The 19,858-nt window shown below is 74.0% G+C and carries 18 protein-coding genes; 3 read left to right on the top strand and 15 right to left on the bottom strand.

All coding sequences use genetic code 11. The annotated features are described in order from the left end of the window. The first annotated feature begins 112 nt into the window (after positions 1–112). Positions 113–346, top strand: a complete 234-nt coding sequence (locus ACZ619_RS07300; RefSeq protein WP_469595252.1) for a non-oxidative hydroxyarylic acid decarboxylases subunit D — start codon at positions 113–115, stop codon at positions 344–346. A gap of 106 nt (positions 347–452) precedes the next feature. Here ACZ619_RS07300 and ACZ619_RS07295 read toward each other — a convergent pair whose 3' ends face one another. Then, entirely contained in the window at positions 453–1,118 is a 666-nt protein-coding gene (locus ACZ619_RS07295; protein ID WP_469595250.1) for a cutinase family protein, read from the bottom strand. Between the two features lie 237 nt (positions 1,119–1,355). On the opposite strand from ACZ619_RS07295, the gene ACZ619_RS07290 reads away from it, so the two are divergent. Continuing rightward, positions 1,356–2,909 (top strand): helix-turn-helix transcriptional regulator, encoded by a 1,554-nt coding sequence (locus tag ACZ619_RS07290; protein ID WP_469595248.1) that lies wholly within the window; start codon positions 1,356–1,358, stop codon positions 2,907–2,909. Between the two features lie 83 nt (positions 2,910–2,992). Here ACZ619_RS07290 and ACZ619_RS07285 read toward each other — a convergent pair whose 3' ends face one another. From ACZ619_RS07285 to ACZ619_RS07275, 3 genes are read right to left on the bottom strand one after another with little or no spacing between them, the layout of a single operon-like run. Then, positions 2,993–4,327, bottom strand: a complete 1,335-nt coding sequence (locus tag ACZ619_RS07285; RefSeq protein ID WP_469595246.1) for an NAD-dependent succinate-semialdehyde dehydrogenase — start codon at positions 4,325–4,327, stop codon at positions 2,993–2,995. 44 nt (positions 4,328–4,371) lie between these two features. Beyond that, on the bottom strand, positions 4,372–5,472 hold the full coding sequence (locus tag ACZ619_RS07280) for a zinc-binding dehydrogenase (protein WP_469595243.1): 1,101 nt from the start codon (positions 5,470–5,472) through the stop codon (positions 4,372–4,374). Next, positions 5,472–6,962, bottom strand: a complete 1,491-nt coding sequence (locus ACZ619_RS07275) for an APC family permease (protein ID WP_469595240.1) — start codon at positions 6,960–6,962, stop codon at positions 5,472–5,474. Before ACZ619_RS07275 ends, ACZ619_RS07280 begins: the two co-directional genes overlap by 1 nt. A gap of 148 nt (positions 6,963–7,110) precedes the next feature. On the opposite strand from ACZ619_RS07275, the gene ACZ619_RS07270 reads away from it, so the two are divergent. After that, entirely contained in the window at positions 7,111–7,734 is a 624-nt protein-coding gene (locus ACZ619_RS07270; protein WP_469595237.1) for a TetR/AcrR family transcriptional regulator, read from the top strand. A gap of 179 nt (positions 7,735–7,913) precedes the next feature. Here ACZ619_RS07270 and ssuE read toward each other — a convergent pair whose 3' ends face one another. From ssuE to ACZ619_RS07215, 11 genes are all read right to left on the bottom strand, one after another. Beyond that, positions 7,914–8,468, bottom strand: a complete 555-nt coding sequence (ssuE, locus tag ACZ619_RS07265) for an NADPH-dependent FMN reductase (protein WP_469595235.1) — start codon at positions 8,466–8,468, stop codon at positions 7,914–7,916. Positions 8,469–8,534: 66 nt separating this feature from the next. Next, a complete protein-coding gene (locus tag ACZ619_RS07260) occupies positions 8,535–9,314 on the bottom strand; it encodes an alpha/beta hydrolase (RefSeq protein ID WP_469595232.1) in 780 nt (259 codons plus the stop codon). Position 9,315: 1 nt separating this feature from the next. Continuing rightward, positions 9,316–11,118: an FAD-dependent oxidoreductase gene (locus ACZ619_RS07255; protein ID WP_469595230.1), complete on the bottom strand. Its 1,803-nt coding sequence runs from the start codon at positions 11,116–11,118 to the stop codon at positions 9,316–9,318. Positions 11,119–11,128: 10 nt separating this feature from the next. Next, the gene (locus tag ACZ619_RS07250; protein WP_469595228.1) at positions 11,129–12,472 is read right to left on the bottom strand and encodes an LLM class flavin-dependent oxidoreductase; all 1,344 of its coding nucleotides are present in this window, start codon (positions 12,470–12,472) and stop codon (positions 11,129–11,131) included. Positions 12,473–12,497: 25 nt separating this feature from the next. Beyond that, positions 12,498–13,373, bottom strand: coding sequence for an ABC transporter ATP-binding protein (locus tag ACZ619_RS07245; protein WP_469595226.1), 876 nt, complete (start codon positions 13,371–13,373; stop codon positions 12,498–12,500). Further along, the gene (locus tag ACZ619_RS07240) at positions 13,370–14,386 is read right to left on the bottom strand and encodes an ABC transporter ATP-binding protein (RefSeq protein WP_469595224.1); all 1,017 of its coding nucleotides are present in this window, start codon (positions 14,384–14,386) and stop codon (positions 13,370–13,372) included. Before ACZ619_RS07240 ends, ACZ619_RS07245 begins: the two co-directional genes overlap by 4 nt. Further along, on the bottom strand, positions 14,386–15,273 hold the full coding sequence (locus ACZ619_RS07235) for an ABC transporter permease (RefSeq protein ID WP_469595221.1): 888 nt from the start codon (positions 15,271–15,273) through the stop codon (positions 14,386–14,388). The genes ACZ619_RS07240 and ACZ619_RS07235 overlap by 1 nt, the downstream gene beginning before the upstream one ends. Positions 15,274–15,276: 3 nt before the next feature. Beyond that, the gene (locus ACZ619_RS07230) at positions 15,277–16,305 is read right to left on the bottom strand and encodes an ABC transporter permease (protein WP_469595219.1); all 1,029 of its coding nucleotides are present in this window, start codon (positions 16,303–16,305) and stop codon (positions 15,277–15,279) included. A 57-nt stretch (positions 16,306–16,362) separates the two neighbouring features. Next, positions 16,363–17,919, bottom strand: a complete 1,557-nt coding sequence (locus tag ACZ619_RS07225; RefSeq protein ID WP_469595217.1) for an ABC transporter substrate-binding protein — start codon at positions 17,917–17,919, stop codon at positions 16,363–16,365. 461 nt (positions 17,920–18,380) lie between these two features. Further along, entirely contained in the window at positions 18,381–19,298 is a 918-nt protein-coding gene (locus tag ACZ619_RS07220) for a DsbA family oxidoreductase (protein WP_469595215.1), read from the bottom strand. Beyond that, positions 19,295–19,729 carry an RrF2 family transcriptional regulator gene (locus tag ACZ619_RS07215; protein ID WP_469595213.1) on the bottom strand — a complete coding sequence of 145 codons (435 nt, stop codon included), beginning with the start codon at positions 19,727–19,729 and terminating at the stop codon, positions 19,295–19,297. Before ACZ619_RS07215 ends, ACZ619_RS07220 begins: the two co-directional genes overlap by 4 nt. Between the last annotated feature and the right edge of the window lie 129 nt (positions 19,730–19,858).

Below are 19,858 nucleotides of genomic sequence, written 5' to 3'. Positions count from 1 at the left end.
GGATCAACGTGCTGTTCGCAATGCTCCGCGACGGCACCTTCTACGAACCCCGAACCCCACGCCTCGCTTGACGAAAGAGATAGAGGCACCCCCCCTCGCAAGGAGACCCGCCATGCCGATCTGCCCCCGCTGCCGCCACGAGGCCGTGGCCACCCTGTACACCTCGCCGGACCCCGGGGTCTGGGACGTGCTCCAGTGCCGCCGCTGCCTCTACACCTGGCGCACCAGCGAACCCGCCCGCCGCGCGGACCCCGACGCCTACCCCGAGGCCTTCCGGCTGACCCCCGTCACGATGGCCGACGCCCCCGAGGTCCCCGCCGTCCCCCCGCTGCGCGCCCGGCCCTGACCACCCGGCCCTGACACCGCCCGGCCGTGGTCACCCGGCCCTGACACCGCCCGGCCGTGGTCACCAGGCCCCGAGCTGCCCCCGCCCGCGCGGCCCGCGCCCGGCATCACCCCGCGTCGATCCTCGCCGCCGCGAACCGGGCCCCCTCGGGCACGCTGCCGTTGAGGTGGTAGGTGAGGTGGGCCGCCCCGTTGACCCCGTTGGCGCAGACCGGGTCGCCGAGGTTGCAGAACTCCTTGGCCTTCGCGCCGTAGAGCGCGCTGGCGGAGTTGATGGTCCTGCCGGACAGCCGCAGCGGGTTGCCGTAGACGACCACGGCCTTGACCCGCGGCGCGAGGTCGGCCGGGATGGTCCGCCCGGTGCCGAGCGTCGTGCGGATGCCGATGGCGATGTCGGTGACGCTGGCGCCCTGGGAGTAGCCGCCCAGGACGAACGAGGTGCCGGGGCAGTCCGCGGCCACGGAGGTGACGTGCTGAGTCATCTCGGTGGCGCCCGGCCCGGCGCTGGTCTGCGAGGCGTTGGCCGCGTAGTCCACGGCGTGCGAGGTCACCGTCTTCCCCGGCAGCGCGCTCTTGAGCGCGCTGACCAGGGGGGTGCCCACGATGCCCAGACCCGGTGCCTCGCCCGTGCCGCGGGCGAAGACCACGTCGACGTCCGAGCAGGTGGCCGCGGACGCCATGGACGGGATCAGCGTCAGACAGCCCGCTCCGACGGCGAGCGCGGCGGCTCCGGCGAACAGCGCGGTGCGGTTGCGGCGAATACGTCGGGACATGGGGTTCCCCTTCCGGCGGTGGATGTACGGGTGCTCCTCGGTGGATGAGCCGCGGATGCGGTCAATGGGGACGCTAGGGACCGGCAGCCCCGGGGGCATCTGTGGAATCACCAGTCACCACCCCGGGGTGACGCAGCTCATTAGACTGCGAGTCAGCGAATTTCCGGATTCCTGTTCGTCCGCGCACCACCGTCGTTATGATCGGCCACAGGCGGGGCACAGAAAGCGGCGATGCGCGTGTACGACCAAGCAGACAAGGCGGGATCCGACCGTGTCCCCGGTGCCGGTGCCGGTGCGGTCGTCGGACGCGGGACCGCCGCTCGCGTGGTCCGCCCCGGCTCCTCCGCTTCCGTTCTCGCCTCCGCCGAGCAGGCGCGGCAGGAACTCCGGCGCGGCAGGGACCTGTTGTACCGGGGCCCGGTCACCGACGCCCACAACTCGCTGCTGCTCGCCGCCCAGCGGCTGGAGGCCACCGATCCGGCCCTGGCCCGCTCCGCCCGGGTGAGCGCCGCCTCGGCGGCCTGGCAGGGCGGGGACCGCGACGGCTATCTGCGCGCCCTCGACCCGGGCGGCCCGGTCCCGGACGCCCCCGACGCCGACCTGCCCTGGCAGATGTACTGCGCCGGTCTGCGCACCGTCATGGCGGGCGACTTCGCCGGGGCCAGGGCGCTGCTGCGGCCGGTGGTCGACCTCATCGCGGTGCGCCGCGAGACGGCCGGGCTGCTCGGCGCGGGCTCCGTGCTGCTGCTCCTCGGGGAGGTCGGCACCGCGCGGCGCGCGCTCGGCATGGCGCTGGCCGCGGCCCGCGCCGACGAGGACACCGAGCTGATCCCGTGCGTGCTGGAGCACCTGGCGTACGCGGAACTGCGCGAGGGCAACCACCACCAGGCACGGGCCCACGCCGAGACGGGACTGGCCGCCGCCCGGGCGGCCGGCCTGCGCAACGTCGCCGCCCAGCTGGCCTCCGTGCTGGCGCTGACCGCCTCCGTCTCCGGCGACCCGGCGACCGTCGCCGGCCATGTGGAGGCCACGCTGGAGACGGCGCACGCGAACGGACTCAAGCAGGCGAGCACGCTCGCGCACTGGGCCCAGGCCCGGGCCGACCTCGGCCACGGCAAGGCCGACCGCGCCGCCGCCCGGCTCGCGGTGCTGGTGCGGCCCGGCTCCCGGCAGGGCCACTTCGGGCTGTGGATCCTCGCCGTGCCCTGCTATCTGGAGGCCGCGGTCCTGGCCGGCACCCTCGACGGCGTCGCCGACATGATCGACCTGTACGCCGGGTGGGCCGCCATGGGCGCCGACCCGCAGGCCCCCGCGCAGCTGCACCGCTGCCGGGCCCTGGTCGCCGACGGCGAGCGGGCGGAACCGCTCTACCTCGCGGCACTCGACGAGCACGAGCGGGCGGGCGGCACGTTCGAGCACGCGCGGACCCACCTCGCCTACGGGATGTGGCTGCGCAGGGAACGCCGGCTCGTGGACGCCCGCGCCCGGCTGCGCGACGCGGCCATCGGCTTCGACCACTGCGGGGCGTACGTCTGGACGGCCCGCGCGCACGCCGAACTGCGGGCCGCCGGCGAGTCGATGAGCCCCGTCAGCGGCGCGCCCGGCCCCCTCGACGCGCTCACCCCGCAGCAACTGCGCATCGCACGCCAGGTCGGCACCGGCGCGACCAACCGCGAGGTGGCCCAGCAGCTCACCATCAGCACCCGCACGGTCGAGTACCACCTGCAGAACGTCTTCGCGCAGCTCGGCGTCCGCTCCCGGGTGGAACTCGCCCGCTACTTCACCGACTGAACTCCATCGCTACGGCGGCGAGTCCGGCGCCGGAACGGTGACACCGGTGCGGCGGACGCCCCGCCGCACCGGTGCCGTGCCCGTCAGGCCACCGTGCGGATCAGCTTCTTGTTGGTGAACTCCTCGATGCCGAGGCGGCCGAGCTCCCGGCCGAAGCCCGAGCGCTTCACGCCGCCGAAGGGCAGCTCGGCGCCCTCCGCGCCGACGCCGTTCACGAACACCATGCCGGCCTCGATGCGGTCGGCGACCCGCGCGGCCTGCTCCGGGTCGGTGGTGAAGACGTAGGAACCGAGGCCGTACGGGGTGTCGTTGGCGATCCGTACGGCGTCGTCCTCGTCGGCCGCCCGGAACACCATCGCGACCGGACCGAACAGCTCCTGGCGGGCCGCCGTGTGCTCGGTGGTGAGCCCGGTCAGGACGCCCGCCGGGAAGAAGGCGCCCTGCCGTTCGGCGGAGCCGTGCAGGGTGGCGCCCTCGGCCACCGCCTCGCCGACCTGCCGGGCGAGGTTCTCGGCGGCGGCCGCCGAGGACAGCGGCGCCCCGGTGGCGGAGTCCAGCAGCCGGGCGGTGAACCGCTCCACGAACGCGTCGTACAGGTCCGACACGACGACGAACCGCTTGGCCGCGTTGCACGCCTGGCCGGTGTTGTCGAGGCGGGCGGCGACCGCGGCCTCGACGACGGAGTCCAGGTCGTCGGTGGACAGCACCACGAACGGGTCCGAGCCGCCGAGTTCCAGGACGACCTTCTTCAGGTGCCGTCCGGCGATCTCCGCGACGGCGGCGCCCGCCCGCTCGGAGCCGGTCAGCGAGACACCGTGCACCCGGGGGTCGGCGATCACGTCGGCGATCTGCTCGTTGGTGGCGTACACGTTGACGTACGCGCCCGCCGGGAAGCCCGCCTCGGCGAACAGCCGCTCCAGCAGCGCGGCCGTGGCGGGACACTGCGGGGCGTGCTTGAGGACGACGGTGTTGCCGGCGGCCAGGTTGGGCGCCGCGAACCGGGCGACCTGGTAGGCCGGGAAGTTCCACGGCATGATGCCGAGCAGGACGCCCACCGGACCGCGCCGGACGACCGCGCTGCCGGGGCCCGAGGTGACGTCGAGGACCTCGTCGGCGAGGAACCGCTCGGCGTGGTCGGCGTAATAGTGGTAGATGTCGACGCAGAAGCCGATCTCGCCCTCCGCCTCGGCGAGCGGCTTGCCCATCTCCCGCACGATGCTCGCGGCGAGTTCGGCGCTGTGCTCGGCGTGCAGGTCGCCCAGGCGGCGCAGCAGCGCGGCGCGTTCGGCCACGGAGCCGGACCGGCCCCAGGCGGTGGCGGCGTGGGCGGCGTCGACGGCCGCGGCGACCTCGGCGTCGGTGGCGGTCGGGTAGGTCTCGACGACCTCGCCGGTGGCCGGGTCGGTGACGGCGTACATGGTGCCTCCAAGTGGGGGGATACGGGGGGAGAGAGATGAGCCGGTCAGGGCACGAGGATCGTGCGTACCCCGGTGTTGGACCTGAGGTCGTCGAACGCCTGGGCGGCCTCGCTCAACGGGCGGGTCCTGCCGACCAGTTCGTCCAGCGGGAGCCGGCCGGAGAGGTAGAGCCGGGCGAGCTTCGGTATGTCGATCTCGCCGATGCTGGAGCCGTAGTTGCAGCCCAGGATGCGCTTGCCCTGGTCGGCCAGGTCGAACAGGTCGAAGGAGCCGGTGGCGCCGGTCGCGGCCATGCCGACCAGCACGGCGGCGCCGCCGGAGGTGAGCATCCCGGGCAGCGACTCGATCACCCTCGGGCTGCCGATGGCCTCGAACGCGTAGTCCACACCGCCGAGTTGCTCCTGGCACCAGGCGGCGACGTCGTCACGGGCGCCGTCCAGGGTGTGGGTGGCGCCGAAGCGGCGGGCCACGGCGAGGCGTTCGGGGGAGAGGTCCACCGCGACGACCGGGTCGGCGCCGACCAGCCGCAGGCCCATCACCACGGAGAGGCCGACCCCGCCGGTGCCGATCACGACCGCGGACTCGCCGGGCCGGACCCCGGCGGTGTTGACCACCGCGCCGACGCCCGTGGTCACCGAGCAGCCGAGCAGCGCGCCGATGTCGAAGGGCAGTTCCTCGGGTACGCGCACCACGGCGCTCTCCGGGACCGTCAGCCGGCCGGTGAAGGCGCCGAGACCGAGGTACGGCCACACCTGCGCGCCGTCCGCGCCGGTGAACGGCGTGCTCCCGTCGGGCAGGGTGTTGGCGACGGCCTGGGTGCCGGTGCACAGCCAGGCCTGCCCGGCCGCGCAGCGGCGGCAGCGGCGGCAGGGCGCGAACCAGGACAGGACCGCGTGGTCGCCGGGGCGCACCGAGGTGACGCCGGGGCCGGTGCGGGTGACCACGCCCGCCGCCTCGTGCCCGAGGACCATCGGCCGGTCGGCCGGCCAGTCGCCGGACACCACGTGCAGGTCGGAGTGGCAGACACCGGCCGCGCGGACCTCGATCTCGACCTCGCCGGGGCCGGCGGGCCGCACCGCGACCTCGCGTACGTCCAGGCCGGTCCCGGGATCGAGGACGACGGCCGGGGAGAGCTGCGACGACATCAGGAGGCCTTCACTTCTTCGGTGCGGTGGGTCGGTGCGGGGTCGGTGAGCTTGGTGTGCGGCTTGGCGGCCAGGACGTAGCCGAGGCCCAGGAGGAAGAGTACGGAGAAGACCAGGACCACGGCCCAGACCTGGATCCAGCTGCCGCCGACCGGGGCCAGCTCGGTGCGCGGCCAGGCGATGTTGACGGCCTCGAACAGCAGCCACACCACCGCCAGCACGTTGACGACGAGACCGGCGCGGCCCAGCCGCACCTGGCCGTCGGCCGGGTTCCAGCGGCCGCTCAGCCGGGCCACCAGCGCGACCACGGCGACGGCGAGGAACACGAAGTAGAACCCGCCGGAACCGAACGCGATCAGCGTCGCGGCCGCGTTGCCGTTGAGACCGAACAGCAGCCCGAGCGCGCCGAGGACGGCGGTGGCGACGAGGGAGACGTACGGGATCTGCCGGGCCCCGACCGTCGCCAGCACCGGCGAGAAGGGCAGCTGGCGGTCGCGGGCGAAGGCGTAGACGGCACGGCCGATGTAGGTCTGGATGGAGATCGCGCAGGCGAAGAACGCGATCAGGACGACGACGATGAACGGCTTCTCGCTCCAGCCGCCGAGCCCCGCGGTCACCGCCTCGAAGACGGGGTCGACGACCGCGCCGGAGACCGCGTCGCCGGGGCGCTCGAGGGCGAGGGTGACGGCGAGCCCGGTCAGCAGCACGGTGAAGGCGACGAAGAGGTACGCGCGCAGCAGGGCGCGCGGCACGCTGCGCCGCGGCTGCTCGGTCTCCTCGGCGACCTGGGTGGTGGCGTCGAAGCCGAGGAAGGCCCAGCCGGCCACCGCGACGCAGGTCAGGAAGCCCGCGGTCACCGATCCGCCGGAGGCGCTCTGCGCGCCGAGGGTGTCGAACAGGATGCCGAAGCCGTTGTGGTGGGCGAAGACCAGCAGGAACAGGCTGACCGCGATGGAGGCGACGCCCTCCGCGACGATGCCGGCGTTCAGGAAGTGCTTGACCGGGTCGACCCCGAGCAGGTTGATGGCGAGCGCCACGGCGACGAAGACCACGCCGAGCAGGACGTGGACGGCGGCCGAGGGCGTGCCGTCGGCGAACAGCATGTAGAGCCAGGTGGCGCCCAGGTAGGCGACCGTGGTCAGGGACGCGACCGCCGAGGCGAGGTAGATCCAGCCGACCAGCCAGCCCAGCCGGGGGCCGGCCAGCCGGCGCACCCACTGGTAGACGCCGCCGGTGATCGGGAACTGGGAGGACAGCTCCGCGTAGACCACGGCGACGAGCAGCTGGCCGAGGAAGGCGACGACCACGGCCCAGATCCAGGCGGGGCCCGCGAAGACGAAGCCGAGCTGTACGACGGCGTAGATGCCGACCACCGGCGAGATGGTCGCGAACCCGATCGCGAACACGGCCCACGGCGACAGGGTCCGTCTCAGCTCCTGCTGGTAGCCGTACTCGGCGAGTTCGCCGGCATCGGTGGGGGAGTCGTGCACGTGGGTCTCCTGACGGTGGTGCGGGGACGCTGATCCCGGGCGCACATCGACCGCTTCGCCAACTGTGACCAGCGATTTCCGGCCGATCTCGCTTATTGGTCAAGCGACCAATTGCTTTATTGGTCGCCCACTCAATAACATTCACCGCATGACGTCAAGAGCTCCGGGCAAGCGCGTCCGCAAGGCGCCGGCCGAACGCCGCACCGAGATCGTCGCCACGGCGGCGCGGATCGGGCTCACCGAGGGTCTGGAGTGCGTCACGCTGCGCCGGGTCGCCGACGAGCTGGGCGTCCAGCCCGGACTGGTCGGCCACTACTTCCCGGCGGCGGACGAACTGGTCGCCGAGGCGTTCACCAGCGCCACCATGGCCGAACTCGACGGGCTGCTGCCGCCGGAGCACGACGGCCCGCTGCACACCTTCCGGCGCTTCTTCGGGCTCACGTCGAGCGCCGAGTTCGACGACGTCAGCAGGCTCTGGCTGAACGCCCGGCACCTCTCGCGCTACCGCCCGGTACTGCGCGAGCACGTCGTGAAGCAGGAACTGCTCTGGTGCCGGCGCCTGGAGGAGATCATCACGGCCGGGACCGCGGCCGGCGCCTTCTCCTGCCCGGACCCCTGGGGGGCCGCCACCCGCATCCTCGTCGCCATCGACGGCGCCAGCGCCTACATCAACACCAGCGCCACCCACCGCCGTACCCCCACGGCGGACATGCCCCGCACCGTGGCCGAGGCCGAACTCGGCCTGGGCACAGGAGAGCTGACCGCGCGCTGAGGGCCTGGGCGGCGCGGTCACGGCCGGGCCGGACCGGTCGTACCGCAGGATCGGGGAGCCGGAGGTCCTCTTCGCCCGGGACGAGCGGGTCTGAGCACGAGCGAAGCCCCGGCCGCGGTGAGGCGGCCGGGGCTTCGCGACTGTTCGTGGCCTGCGGGCGCCCCGCGGCCGCGGAAGGCTCAGGCCGTGGCGGCCAGGGTGTCCAGGCGGCCGCCCAGGGCGGCCGAGAACTGGTCGGTGATCTGTTCCAGCGGCCCGGCCACGGCGGGCGCCAGCACGGGGACGCCGTCCTCGCGGGCGATGTCGCGGTCGAGGGTGAACCAGCCGGGCACGATGTGCGCCGCGCCCATGGAGCTGAGCACCGGCCGCAGGGCGTAGTCGATGGCCAGCACATGGGCCGTGCTGCCGCCGGTGGCCAGGGGCAGCACCGTCTTGCCGCTCAGCGCGTACTGAGGCAGCAGGTCGAGCAGCGACTTGAGCAGACCCGAGTAGGCGGCCTTGTAGACGGGCGTGCCGACGACCACCCCGTCCGCCCGGGCGAAGAGGTCCGCGACCTCGGTGATCGCCGGATGCCGGAGGTCGGCGCCCAGCAGCGCCTCGGCCGGCAGGGAGCGCACCTCCAGCGGGGTCACCACGTGGCCCTGCCCGCGCAGCCGGTCGTCCAGGTGACGCAGCAGCCGGGTGGTGCGGGAGGTGGGAGAGGGGCTTCCGGAGACGGACAGGACGACAGCCATGCGGGGGACCTTCCGGGATCGTGGTTCAGACGGACGGGACGGGACGACGGCGCGGGCGGCGAGGCGTCACCACGCGCTCGACCGCACGGTGACCGGCGGACGCAGGTCGTTGCGGAGGGTCTCCAGGAAGGAGACGACCTCGGCCGCCACCGACCGGTGCTGGAGGTCGTTGAGCACGTCGTGGTGGGCGCCGTGCACCACCGACAGCCGCGCCCTGGGCAGCTGCTTCGCCAGCCGCTCCAGCGCCTCGGGGGCGGCCAGCGGGTCGGCGTCCCCGGTGAGCAGCAGCACCGGCAGGCCGGTGTCCGACGTGTGCACGGCGTCCAGCAGGGCGTCGGGCAGCGCCTCGTCCAGCGAACCCCGGCGTACCCCGGGGTCGTCGGTGAGCGTGCCCCGGTGGGTGGGGCAGGAGGTGCGCACGTCGAGTTCGTCGTCCCAGCCGCCCACCGGGCCGGCCGGACGGCCGGGCAGACCGGCCAGGACCAGGGCGTCGGGCCGCGCCGCGCCTCGCGCGCCGTCCCGGCCCAGCAGCGCGGCGACGGCCACGGCACCGGAGTCGGCGCCCACGACGACCACGGGCCGTGCGACGCCGTCGCCGTCACCGGTGGCCTCCCCGGTGCCCGCGACCGCGTCGGCCAGCAGCGCGGCCAGGTCGGTCAGCGAGGCCGCCGGGTCGCCGGGCCCGGTCACCGGGGCGTCGACGACCCGCACCCGGTAGGCGTCCGCGGCGAGCCGGCGGCCGAACCGGTCGTAGGTGTCCCGGGTCTCGCCGCGGCCGGGCACCACGACGACCGTGCCGCGCACGCGCAGGCCCTCGGGGGCGAAGTGGTCGGTGTACTGGGTCATGTCATTCTCCTGCGGATACCTGACGGGCCCGGCGCACGGGCGCCGCACCCCCTGCGGGTGGTAGGTCGGTGGTGAAGGGGCCGAAGGTGCGGGCGGCGCCGTCCGCGACGGCCGGGGCACGCCCCAGCACCAGGTCGAGCACGGCCGCCGCGCCGCCCGGCGGAAGTCCGGCGCCGCGCCAGACGACGTGCTGGTCGGGCCGGACCAGCACGTTCGCCGTGCCGTAGACGGCGCGGGCGGCGGGATCGGCGAGGTGGACGACGGTGAACGGCAGCGCGCGGGCCGCGGCCTCCGCGGCGAAGGCCCGTTCCACCGTCCGGTCCTCGTCCAGGACGAGCAGACCGAAGGCGGTGCCCAGCCGGTCGTGGAGCGTGCCGCCGCCCGGGTCCACCAGGCCGTCGGGGGCGCGGTGGCCGGGGCGCGGGTCGTCCGTGTAGACGTCGTCGCGCCACGGCGGCGCGGCACCGGGACCGTCCGGCTCGTACCAGACGACCGGCGAGTCGTCGTACCGCTCGTCGAAGGTGACCCCGTCGGACCCGGTGTGCTCCCGGCGCAGCCGGTCGCCGATGGCGGCCCGGCGCGCGCTCGCCGCGGGAGTGCGGTCGGTGTCGTCGGGGATGCCGTCGCGGCGGATCTCCGCGAGAGCGGCCTCGTTGCGGCGCGAACGCGCCAGCGAGGCGTCCGCGACCCGCCGGTTGTGCGGCCGCCGTTCCCGGTCGTAGGAGTCCAGCAGCGCCGGCGGGGCGTGCCCCGCGAGGACCGCGGCGAGCTTCCAGCCGAGGTTGACGACATCGCCGATGCCCTCGCCCAGGTTGCCGCCGGGCGTGCGCACATGGGCCGCGTCCCCGGCGAGCAGCACCCGGCCGCGGCGGAACGTCCCGGCGATCCGGGTGGCGCTGTAGAAGGTCGTCGCGGACACCAGCTCCAGACCCGGGTCGAAGCCGAACGCGGCCCGGGCCACCGCCAGCAGCTCCCCCTCGTCCGGCTCGTGGTCCAGCGGGTAGGGCCCGGCGTAGACCCGCCACTCCCGCGCGCTGATGGCCGCCAGGAAACCCGACGCCTTCGCGTTGACGACGATGTTGGTGGCGCTCGGGGCGGGGCCGACCCGGCCGGAGACGTCCCCGGCGCGCACCACGAGCCGCAGCCGTTTCTCGTCGGCGTGCGCGCCCTCCCGCCCGATGCCGGCCAGGCGCCGGGTGGTGCTGCGGCCGCCGTCGGTGCCCAGCAGGTAGGCCGCCCGTACCGTGCGCCGGTCGCCCGACTCCACGTGCGTCAGCTCGGCGAGCACCGCGTCGCCGGTCTCCCGCAGCCCCGTCAGCTCCCAGCCGCCGCAGACCGCGGTGCCCCGCTCGGCCAGGTGGTCCAGGAACACCCGCTGGAAGACGGTCTGCGGTCGCCGCAGCGCCTCGCCCGCCGAGAACCCGGGACCGCCGCCGCGCGCCGTGAAGGACGGCCGGGCCGCGGGCACCAGCTCGTGTCCGGCCAGGGACGTCACCAGCCGGGTGCCCCGGTGCCATTCCGGCGGGTAGGTCCAGGCGTCCCTGACCCGCTGGAGCAGCCCCCAGCGGCGCAGGTGCTCCACGACCCGGGGACTGTGCCCCATCGCGCCGGCCCGTACCAGGGTGGCGGCGCGGGCCCGTTCGACCACGGCCGTGCGCACCCCGCGGGCGGTCAGCTCGACGGCCGCCGCGAGCCCGACCGGGCCCGCGCCGACGATCAGTACGTCCGTCTCCCCGGGAGGCGGGGCGTCCGGGAAGCGCACGGTGTGGACGTCGCGTCCGCCCGTCACCGACAGTTCGGTCATGACGCGGCCCTCAGCCGGTCACGAGCGAGCGCTCGCGGCTGTGCCGGTTCACGGGGACCGGGAGCCCGAGGTTGCCGCGCAGGGTGTCGGCCGCGTACTCGGTGCGGAACAGGCCGCGCTTCTGGAGCAGCGGCACCACGCCGTCGACGAACAGCGCCAGCTCCTCCTCGGTGCGGAAGGCGAGGTTGATGCCGTCGAAGGTGCCGGCGGCGAACCACCGCTCGATCGTGTCGGCCACCGTCCGCGGGTCGCCGACGAACGGGGACTGCCGGAACTCGCTGACCAGGTCCGCGACCTGGCGGAGCGTCAGGTTCTCGGTCCGGGCCCGCTCGATCAGCTTGGCCGCTCCCGTGCGGCCGCCCTTCTCGGCGAGGTGGGCGACGTCGGGGAAGGGCGCGTCCAGGTCGTGGGCGCTGAAGTCGTAGGCGCCGAAGGCACGGCCGAGCAGCGCCAGGTTGCGCCGGAAGTCGTTGTCCTCCTCGAAGATCTCCCGCTCCCGGCGCCGGGCCGCCTCGTCGGTGGCCGCGACGACCGGTCCGCCGTGGATGAAGATCTTGATGTGGTCGGGGTCGCGGCCGTAGGCGGCGGTGCGCTTCTTGATGTCCGTGTAGTACTCCCGCGCCTGCTCCAGGGTGCCGCCGGGGGCGTAGATGCCCTCGGCGACCCGGGCGGCCAGATCGCGGCCCTCCTCGGAGACACCGGCCTGGAAGATCACCGGCTGGCCCTGCGGGGAGCGGGACAGGTTCAGCGGTCCGGCCACCTTGAAGTGCTCGCCCTCGTGGTTGAGCTCGTGCAGCCTGGCCGGGTCCAGGAAGACGTTCCGCTCGACGTCGGCGGGGAAGGCGTCGTCCTCGTAGGAGTCCCACAGCCCCCGCGCGACCTGCACGAACTCCAGGGCCCGGCCGTAGCGCGTCGAGTAGTCGAGGTGCTCGTCGAGGCCGAAGTTCCGGGACGTGCCGGTGTCGAAGCTGGTCACCACGTTCCAGCCGGCCCGGCCGCCGCTGATGTGGTCGAGGGAGGCGAAGCGGCGGGCCAGGTTGAACGGCGAGTTGTACGTCGAACTCGCCGTGCCCACCAGGCCGATGTGCCGGGTGTGGGTGGCGACCGCCGACAACAGGGTCAGCGGCTCCAGGCGGTTGAGGTAGTGCGCCGGGTAGGTGGCGTTGATGAACTGGCTGTCGACGATGAACAGGGCGTCGAACAGGGCGTGTTCGGCGGCCTTGGCGAGCCGGATGTAGTAGTCGATGTCGACGCTCGCGTTCTTCGCGACCCGGGGGTCCTTCCACAGGCCGTGCTGGCCCGGGCCGCCGACGCCGTAGGGGTGGAGCGCGAGGTGGATGGTGCGGGAGGACATGGCTGTTCCTGTCTGTCGGAAGGTCTCAGGTGTGCAGCAGGGCGCGCAGCGCCTCACGTTCGGCCCGGTCGGCCGGCGCGCCGTGCAGGGTGGGCGCGGAGGCGACGAGCAGCCGGGTGTACGGGTGCCGGGGCGTGTTGACGACGTCGCGGGCGGCGCCGAGCTCGACCAGCTCGCCCCGGTACAGCACCGCGACGCGGTCGGCGATCCCGGCGACGGACCCGAGGTCGTGGGAGATGAAGACCAACGCGGTTCCGTCGGCGCGGAGTTCCTTGAGGATCTCCAGGACCTGGACCCGGTTGGCGGAGTCCAGCGCGCTCACCGGCTCGTCCAGGATGACCAGGCGCGGTCCGGTGACCAGCGCCCGGGCCACCGTGACGCGCTGGCGCTGGCCGCCGGACAGCTCGCCGGGCAGCCGGTCCAGGAGGTCGGCGGTCAGCTGCACCCGGGGCAGGAAGGCCCGCACCCGGGCGGCCGCCTCCTCGCGGGACACCCCCTGGATCAGCAGGGGTTCGGCCAGGGAGGCCGCGACGGTGAGGTCGGGGTCCAGGCTGCGCAGCGGGTCCTGGAAGACGTACTGCACCACGCCCCGGCGGCGCAGCGCGCGCCACTGGCGGGCGGTGTACGACGTGACGTCCTCGCCGCCCACCACGACCGACCCGGCCGAGGCGCGCACCAGGCCGAGGACGGCCCGCGCGAGCGTGGACTTGCCGGAGCCGGTCTCGCCGATGACGCCGACGGTCTCGCCCGGCGCGACGGTCAGGGAGACGTCGTGCAGGGCGCGGCGGCGCCGGCGGCGCGGTCCGTAGCCGACCTCCAGACCCTCCACGCGCAGGACGGGCTCGGCGGGCACGGCGGACTCGTCGTGCTCGGCGGACTCGGGCGTGGGGCGGGTGCTCACGCGTCCTCCTCGGGGGTGCGGAACCTCTCCAGGCCGTACTGCTCGTGCTCGGCGATCAGCAGCCGGGTGTACTCGTGCCGGGGGTGGTGCAGGACCTCCCGGGTCGGGCCCTGCTCGACGACCTCGCCCTGCCGCATCACGAGGACCTCGTCGCACAGCTGGGCGACGACGGCCAGGTCGTGGGAGACCACCACCAGGGCCAGCCCGGTGCGCTCGCGCAGGTCGGCCAGGAGGTCGATGATCTCGGCCTGGACCGTGACGTCGAGCGCGGTGGTGGCCTCGTCGGCGATCAGGATCCGCGGCCCGGCGGCGATCGCGGCCGCGATGAGCACGCGCTGGAGCATGCCGCCGGACAGCTCGTGCGGGTACTGGCCGTAGACCAGCTCCGGGTCCCTCAGGTGCAGGTCGCGCAGGAGCCCGACGGCCTCCTCGCGGGCCTCGCGCCGCCGTAGGCCCTTCTTCACCCGCACCACCTCGGCGACCTGCGCGCCGACGGTCAGCGAGGGGTTGAGGTAGGAGGCCGGGTCCTGGAAGACGGCGCTGATCGTGGCGCCCCGCAGGGCGGTCCACCGCGCGGGGGTGAGGTCCGCGATGTCGCGGCCCTCGATCTCCACCGTGCCGCCGGTGACGTCGAAGTGGGCGGGCAGGATGCCGAGCGCGGCCCGGCAGGTGAGGGTCTTCCCGCTGCCGGACTCGCCGACGATCCCCACCGCCCGGCCGGGCGTGAGGGCGAAGCTCACCCCGTGGACGATCTCCCGCCCGGCGGCCCGGTCCCCGATGCGCACGTCCCGGAGGGCGAGCACGGGCGCGGGGGCGGTGGCAGGCCCGGCGGGACGCGGCCGTTCCTCCGCACCGCTCCTGGCGGTCGCACCGGTCGCACTGGTCGCACCGATCTCACCAGTGGCACCGGTCTCGCCGTTCTTCGCCAGACGCTCGCCGTTCTTCGCCGGACGGCCGGGCGTGGCCGTCCCGCCGGTCCCGGGCAGCAGTGTCTGCGACGACGGGTCACTCATCACGCACCTCCGGCGGGGGCGGGGTCGGCCTGGTCGAGGCGGTCGCGGCGGGCCCGGCGGCTGTCGAGCAGGGCGCGGCCCGCCTCGCCGGAGACGTCGCGGATGGCGTCGGCGAGCACGTTGCAGGCCCACACGGTGACCACGATCAGCAGGGCCGGGGTGAACGGCGCCCACGGCTGCTGGGCGAGGTAGCCGAGGTCGGAGGCGAGCAGCCCGCCCCAGGTGGGCGCGGGCGGCTGCACGCCGATCCCGAGGAACGTCAGGCTGGAGACGATCACGAAGCCGACCCCGACGGTCTGGGCGAGCGCCACCGCGATCGGCGGCAGCACCTTGACCCAGAGGTGGCGGCGCACCACCCGGCCGACCGAGGCGCCGGAGATCAGCGCGGCCTCCACGTACGGCGAGCGGGCCACCGCCAGCGTGGCCGCCCTGGACACCCGGTAGAACAGCGGCGACACCAGGACCCCGGTGACGAGCATGGCCTGGGTGATGCCGTTGCCCAGCAGCGCGACCACGGCGACGGCGAACAGCAGGAACGGCAGGGCGACCAGGGTGTCGGCCAGCCGCAGGGTGATCCACTCGAAGGTCCGGCCGAGCTGCACGGACAGGATGCCCGGGAGCACCCCCACCACCAGCGCGGTCACCGCGACCTCCAGCGAGCCGAGCACGCTGACGCGGGAGCCCTCCAGGAGCCTGCTGAGCACGTCCCGGCCGAGGTAGTCGGTGCCGAGCCAGTGCGCGCCGGACGCGGCGGCCAGGGTGTTGTCACTGGTGGCGAGCGGGTCCTGCGGAGCGAGCAGCGGGCCGAGGACGGCGAGCAGCGCGATCACGGTCAGGACGGCCACGGCGATCCTGCCGGACGGCAGGGCGAGGACACGGCGCACCACGGGTCACACCCCCCTCTGCGAGGCCGGCGTCACGCGCGCCAGCACCAGGTTGACGAGCAGGTTGAACAGGACGACCAGGACGATCGAGACGACCAGGACGCCCTGCACGGCCGGTACGTCACCGGCCTGCGCGGAGTCGTTGGCGAACCGGCCGAACCCCTGGAGCCCGAAGATCCACTCGGTGACGACGGACGCGCCGACCAGGGCCGGGAACTTCAGACCCAGGGTGGCGAGGGCAGGACCCAGGCCGTTGCGCAGCACGTGCCGGAAGAAGATCCGGCGTGGGCTCAGCCCCCGCACCAGCGCGCCGGTCACGTAGTTCTCCCGGTAGGCCGCGATGAGGCTCGTCCGCAACTGCCGCGCCACGTCGGCGATCACGTCGAAGCTCAGGGCCACCGCGGGCAGGGTGATGTGGGCCAGCCAGGGCCCGACGCCCTGCGCCGCGGGGACGTAGCCGGCCGACGGGAAGAGCCCGAGGCCGACCGCGAAGACCGCCACCAGCACGATCCCGACGACGAAGGCGGGCATCACCGAGATCAGCGTGACCAGGCCGGTGATGGCCCGGTCCAGCCAGGTGGCGCGGCGCAGCGCCGCCACCGTGCCCAGGGCGAACCCCACGACGACGCCGATGACCAGCGCGAAGGTCGCCACCGACAGGCTCACCCCGAGGCCGAGCCCGATCAGGGTGGAGATGTCGGCGCCGTTGGTCCAGCTGGTGCCGAGCCGGCCGTGCAGCACGCCCTCGAACCAGTGGCCGTACTGCACCAGGAAGGGCCGGTCCAGGCCCCACTGCGCCTCGACGCGGGCGATCGCCTCGGGTGTCGCCTCCTCGCCCAGCTGGATCCGCGCCGGGCTGAGCCCGCTGAGCGAGCGCAGCGCGAACGTCACGAACGTCGCGACCAGGAAGACCGGCACGAAGATCGCGACCGACCGGGCGAGGGCGGCCAGGACGCGGCCGAAGGTGTGCCGGGCCCTGGCCGCGGCGGCCGTACGACGCGCGACCGGCGTCTGCGGTGCCGGGGTCGTCGTCATGGGGTGCCCCCTCTCTGTGGTGAACCGTGATGGGTGGACTGTGGGCCGGGAGCGGGGTCAGCTGCCGCCGATGGTCACGCCGGTCCAGTCGATGTGGGCCGGGTTCCCGGGCAGCGCGGACACGGACTTGCTCTTGGCGATCAGGTTGGGCTGCGAGTAGGTGAAGATCAGCGCCCTGCTCTGGAGCCCGGCCCGGGTCGCCGCCTGGAGGACCTTCGCGTAGTCCGGGGAGTCCAGCGGGGTCTGCCGTACCTTGGCGGCGGCCGCCTCGAACCCGGCGGGCTCGTACGGCGAGCCGAGGTTGAGCGGGCCGTTGGGGCCGAAGTGCGCGGTGAGCGTCTGGAGCGCGGAGTCCCGGCCCGTCGTGCCGTACAGCGAGAAGGTCAGGTCCTTGGCGAAGAACGGGGTCGCCCAGTTCTTGTCGATCTTGATGGTGACGGTGATGCCGACCTTCGCGAGCTGCGACTGGACGATCTCCGCCTGCGGGTCCTCCGCGGGGATCACCAGGTTCAGCTTGATGTCCCCGGACTTGTGACCGGCCTTTGCGAGCAGCTTCTTCGACTTCGCCGGGTCGTAGGGGTAGGTGTCGGCCGACTCGGGGTCGTAGGCCACGTATCCCTTGGGGAAGGGCTGGTCGGTGGTCTCGCCGTAGCCGAACGTCAGCTTGTCGACGAACTCCTGACGGTTGATCGCGTAGCGGACCGCGTCGACCACCTTGGCGTCGTCGAACGGCGCCTTGTTGACGTTGAGGCTGATGTTGGAGGCGTTGAAGCCGGGCTGCACGAAGACGTCGAGGCCGGCCTTCTTGGCGGCCTTGGCCTGACTGGGCGCGATGTCAGCGAAGTTGTAGACGCCCGTCTGCAGGCCCGACACCACCGTGGAGGCGTCCGGGGCCGAGGTCAGTTCGACGTTGTCGATGTGGATGTTCTTCGCGTCCCAGTAGTCCGGGTTCTTCTTCAGGACCGCCTTGGTGCCCGGGACGATCTGCGTGACGATGAACGGGCCCGCGCCGACCGGGTTCCGGTCCAGCTCGTCCGGGGACTTCGCCGCCTTCGGGCTGGCGATCTGCAGCACGCGCTCGCCGAGCAGCTGCGGGATCTGGTAGTCGACCTGGGTGAGGTGGACGACCGCGTCGAGCCCCTTGGCGTCCACCGAGCCGATGGAGGTCAGATCGCCGAACAGGGCGGAGTTCTTCTGCTTCTTGGCCCGCTCGATCGCCGCCTTCACGGCGGCCGCGTTCACCGGTTCGCCGTCGCTGAACTTCAGGCCGGACCGCAGGTGGAAGGTGATCTGGTCGCCCTCGGCGTTGTACTCCCAGCTCTTGGCCAGGTCCGGAACGGCGTTGCCCTTCTCGTCGGTCTTCGTCAACGAGGCGTAGACGAGGGCGAGTTCACGGAACTGGGCGCCGCTGCCGCCGACCACCGGGTCCCAGTGGGTGGGGAAGTAGGAGGAGGCCCACTTCAGCGTGGCGCTGCCGCCCGCCGCGGCGGAGTCGCCGCCGCAGGCGCTGAGGGCGGGGGCGAGCAGGGTGAGGAGGACGGTTCCCAGGGCGGCCGCGCGCAGCCGGGGGCGCGGGGCGGTTCTCGGGAGCAGGGGCGTGAGGCGTCCGGACATCTGAGTTCTCTCTTCGAGGGCGCGGCCGGTCGGGCCGCGGGCTCGGGACATGGGGAGGTGCGCCGTGGCACCGGTCGTCGGGGCGCGCCGCGGCGGGCACACCCGGACGCGGCGATGCGTACCGGGGCATGCCGCGAACAGGGCATGGGCGTCGGCGGATTCACGGCCGGGGCCGGGACAGGGGCGGGGAGAGGCGGCGGAACGCCGGGAGCACGGCGGGAGACGGCGGGCGCGGACCGACGGCGGAGACCGGTCGGTTCAGGCGCCCGTGCGCCGTGGACGGCGGGCGGTCAGCGACAGAGGGCGCTACAGGTGCGCCGCAGGTCCACGTAGCGGCACACCACACCGGGGTGCGTCGTGAGCATGCTGCACATCCTGGGGCCGGTCGGCGACGGCTGTCAATGGACACCAAAAGGTGTCTCATTCGGCGGGACGGGATCCGACCGCAGATCAGGGGCCTGTCAGCGGTCCGCGGCCGGGCCGGGACAGACGGCCGGGTGGGTCGCGGCCTCCTCGGGGTGCAGCCACAGCGGGCCGCCCGCGGTGTCGACCCGGACGGCCGCCGGCGGCGGGCCCGCACCGTCCGTCAGCAGCTCCAACTCCGGTCCGGTCAGGGAGCGGTGGCGGTTCAGCGCCGTCCGCGCGGGCAGCCTCGGGGGACGGTCCGGCAGGCCCGGCGCGAGGGCCCCGACGGCCGCCGCGTACTCCTCGTACGGCCGCCAGCCCGGCACCGCGCGCACCCCGGCCGGGGAGCGCACGAGCAGCGTCGGCAGCGCGTACCGGTGTCCGCCGTCCGGCGTCTCCTTGGCCGCGCCCGGATGCGGGGACGCGCCGCGCGCCGACAGCACCGCACGCACCGGACGCCGCGCCTCGGCCCGGTCGGCGGCCACCCGTTCGCGTACGGCCGCCGACGCCGCCTCGGCCGCGAGCCGGCCCGGATCAAGGCCCGGCACGCCCCGGACGGCCGCGAGCGCGAGCGCGGCGGAGTCGGCCGGTTCGCCGAGCACGAAGACGGTCTCCCGCAGCCGGCGCAGCACCCGGTCGGCCACCTCGGCGCCCTGTGCCTCGGCCGCCTTGGCGACCAGCGAGGCCGGCCACGAGCTCGCCGCCACCCGGCTCAGCCGGAACGCTCTGGGCGCCCCCGTGTGGCCGCTGATGTCCTCGACGTAGCGCGCGTACCAGGCGGTCTCGGCGGCCGGATCGGGGGCCGGGTCCTCGTCGTGGTCGAAGAGGATGCAGTACACGCGGCGCCACCTGACCCGGCCGCCGAGCGCCGCGCGCAGCCCGCGGAAGACGGGCTCCGAGCCCCACGCCCACGGACACAACGGGTCGGTGTACTCGACGACTTCGACCGGCGCCCGGTCCCCGGCGACCGTCACGCGGCGCCCTTGCGGTCCAGCCGCGCCGCCGGGTGTCCGGGCAGCAGCGAGGTGAGCGTGGTGGCGCTCAGCACGGCGGCGGCGTCTGCCTCGATCCGGCGCCAGACGGCGGGCAGCCCGGCGGCCGGCCCCGGATAGTCGAGGCCGGTCAGTGTCTCGCCCCGCAGGGTGAGCAACTCGCCGTCCACGGCCCGGGCGACGTCCAGGAGGGTGATCTCGTCGGCGGGCCGGCCCAGCCAGTAACCGCCCTCGCAGCCGCGCTGGCTGCGCACCAGCCCGGCCCTGCGCAACTCGCCCACCACGGACTTCAGGAAGCGGAACGGGATCTGCTGCGAGGAGGCCATGGCCTCGCACGTCAGGGGGCGGCCCGGTTCGCGGGCCAGCTCCAGCAGGGCCCGGGTGGCGTAGTCCGCCTTCGCGGAGATATGCATGCGCACATGATGCCCGAAGGCGGCGCGCCCACCGGCCGTTCCGCCCGGCTCAGGCCAACATTGCGGGAACATTGCCGCAGGTGAACCGCAATGGACACCTCTTGACATCCTTTTCCGGGCGGACTTAGC

Source organism: Streptomyces sp. NPDC104367, from assembly GCF_055583825.1.
This window is presented reverse-complemented; position numbering and strand designations above follow the sequence as displayed.

Excerpts from the sequence above, each read along its gene's own strand:
- ACZ619_RS07215 (WP_469595213.1), bottom strand. The coding sequence starts at position 19,729 with ATGCATATCTCCGCGAAGGCGGACTACGCCACCCGGGCCCTGCTGGAG.
- ACZ619_RS07250 (WP_469595228.1), bottom strand. The coding sequence starts at position 12,472 with ATGTCCTCCCGCACCATCCACCTCGCGCTCCACCCCTACGGCGTCGGC.
- ACZ619_RS07260 (WP_469595232.1), bottom strand. The coding sequence starts at position 9,314 with ATGACCCAGTACACCGACCACTTCGCCCCCGAGGGCCTGCGCGTGCGC.
- ACZ619_RS07270 (WP_469595237.1), top strand. The coding sequence starts at position 7,111 with ATGACGTCAAGAGCTCCGGGCAAGCGCGTCCGCAAGGCGCCGGCCGAA.
- ACZ619_RS07295 (WP_469595250.1), bottom strand. The coding sequence starts at position 1,118 with ATGTCCCGACGTATTCGCCGCAACCGCACCGCGCTGTTCGCCGGAGCC.
- ACZ619_RS07255 (WP_469595230.1), bottom strand. The coding sequence starts at position 11,118 with ATGACCGAACTGTCGGTGACGGGCGGACGCGACGTCCACACCGTGCGC.
- ACZ619_RS07280 (WP_469595243.1), bottom strand. The coding sequence starts at position 5,472 with ATGTCGTCGCAGCTCTCCCCGGCCGTCGTCCTCGATCCCGGGACCGGC.
- ACZ619_RS07240 (WP_469595224.1), bottom strand. The coding sequence starts at position 14,386 with ATGAGTGACCCGTCGTCGCAGACACTGCTGCCCGGGACCGGCGGGACG.
- ACZ619_RS07285 (WP_469595246.1), bottom strand. The coding sequence starts at position 4,327 with ATGTACGCCGTCACCGACCCGGCCACCGGCGAGGTCGTCGAGACCTAC.
- ACZ619_RS07230 (WP_469595219.1), bottom strand. The coding sequence starts at position 16,305 with ATGACGACGACCCCGGCACCGCAGACGCCGGTCGCGCGTCGTACGGCC.
- ACZ619_RS07225 (WP_469595217.1), bottom strand. The coding sequence starts at position 17,919 with ATGTCCGGACGCCTCACGCCCCTGCTCCCGAGAACCGCCCCGCGCCCC.
- ssuE (WP_469595235.1), bottom strand. The coding sequence starts at position 8,468 with ATGGCTGTCGTCCTGTCCGTCTCCGGAAGCCCCTCTCCCACCTCCCGC.
- ACZ619_RS07300 (WP_469595252.1), top strand. The coding sequence starts at position 113 with ATGCCGATCTGCCCCCGCTGCCGCCACGAGGCCGTGGCCACCCTGTAC.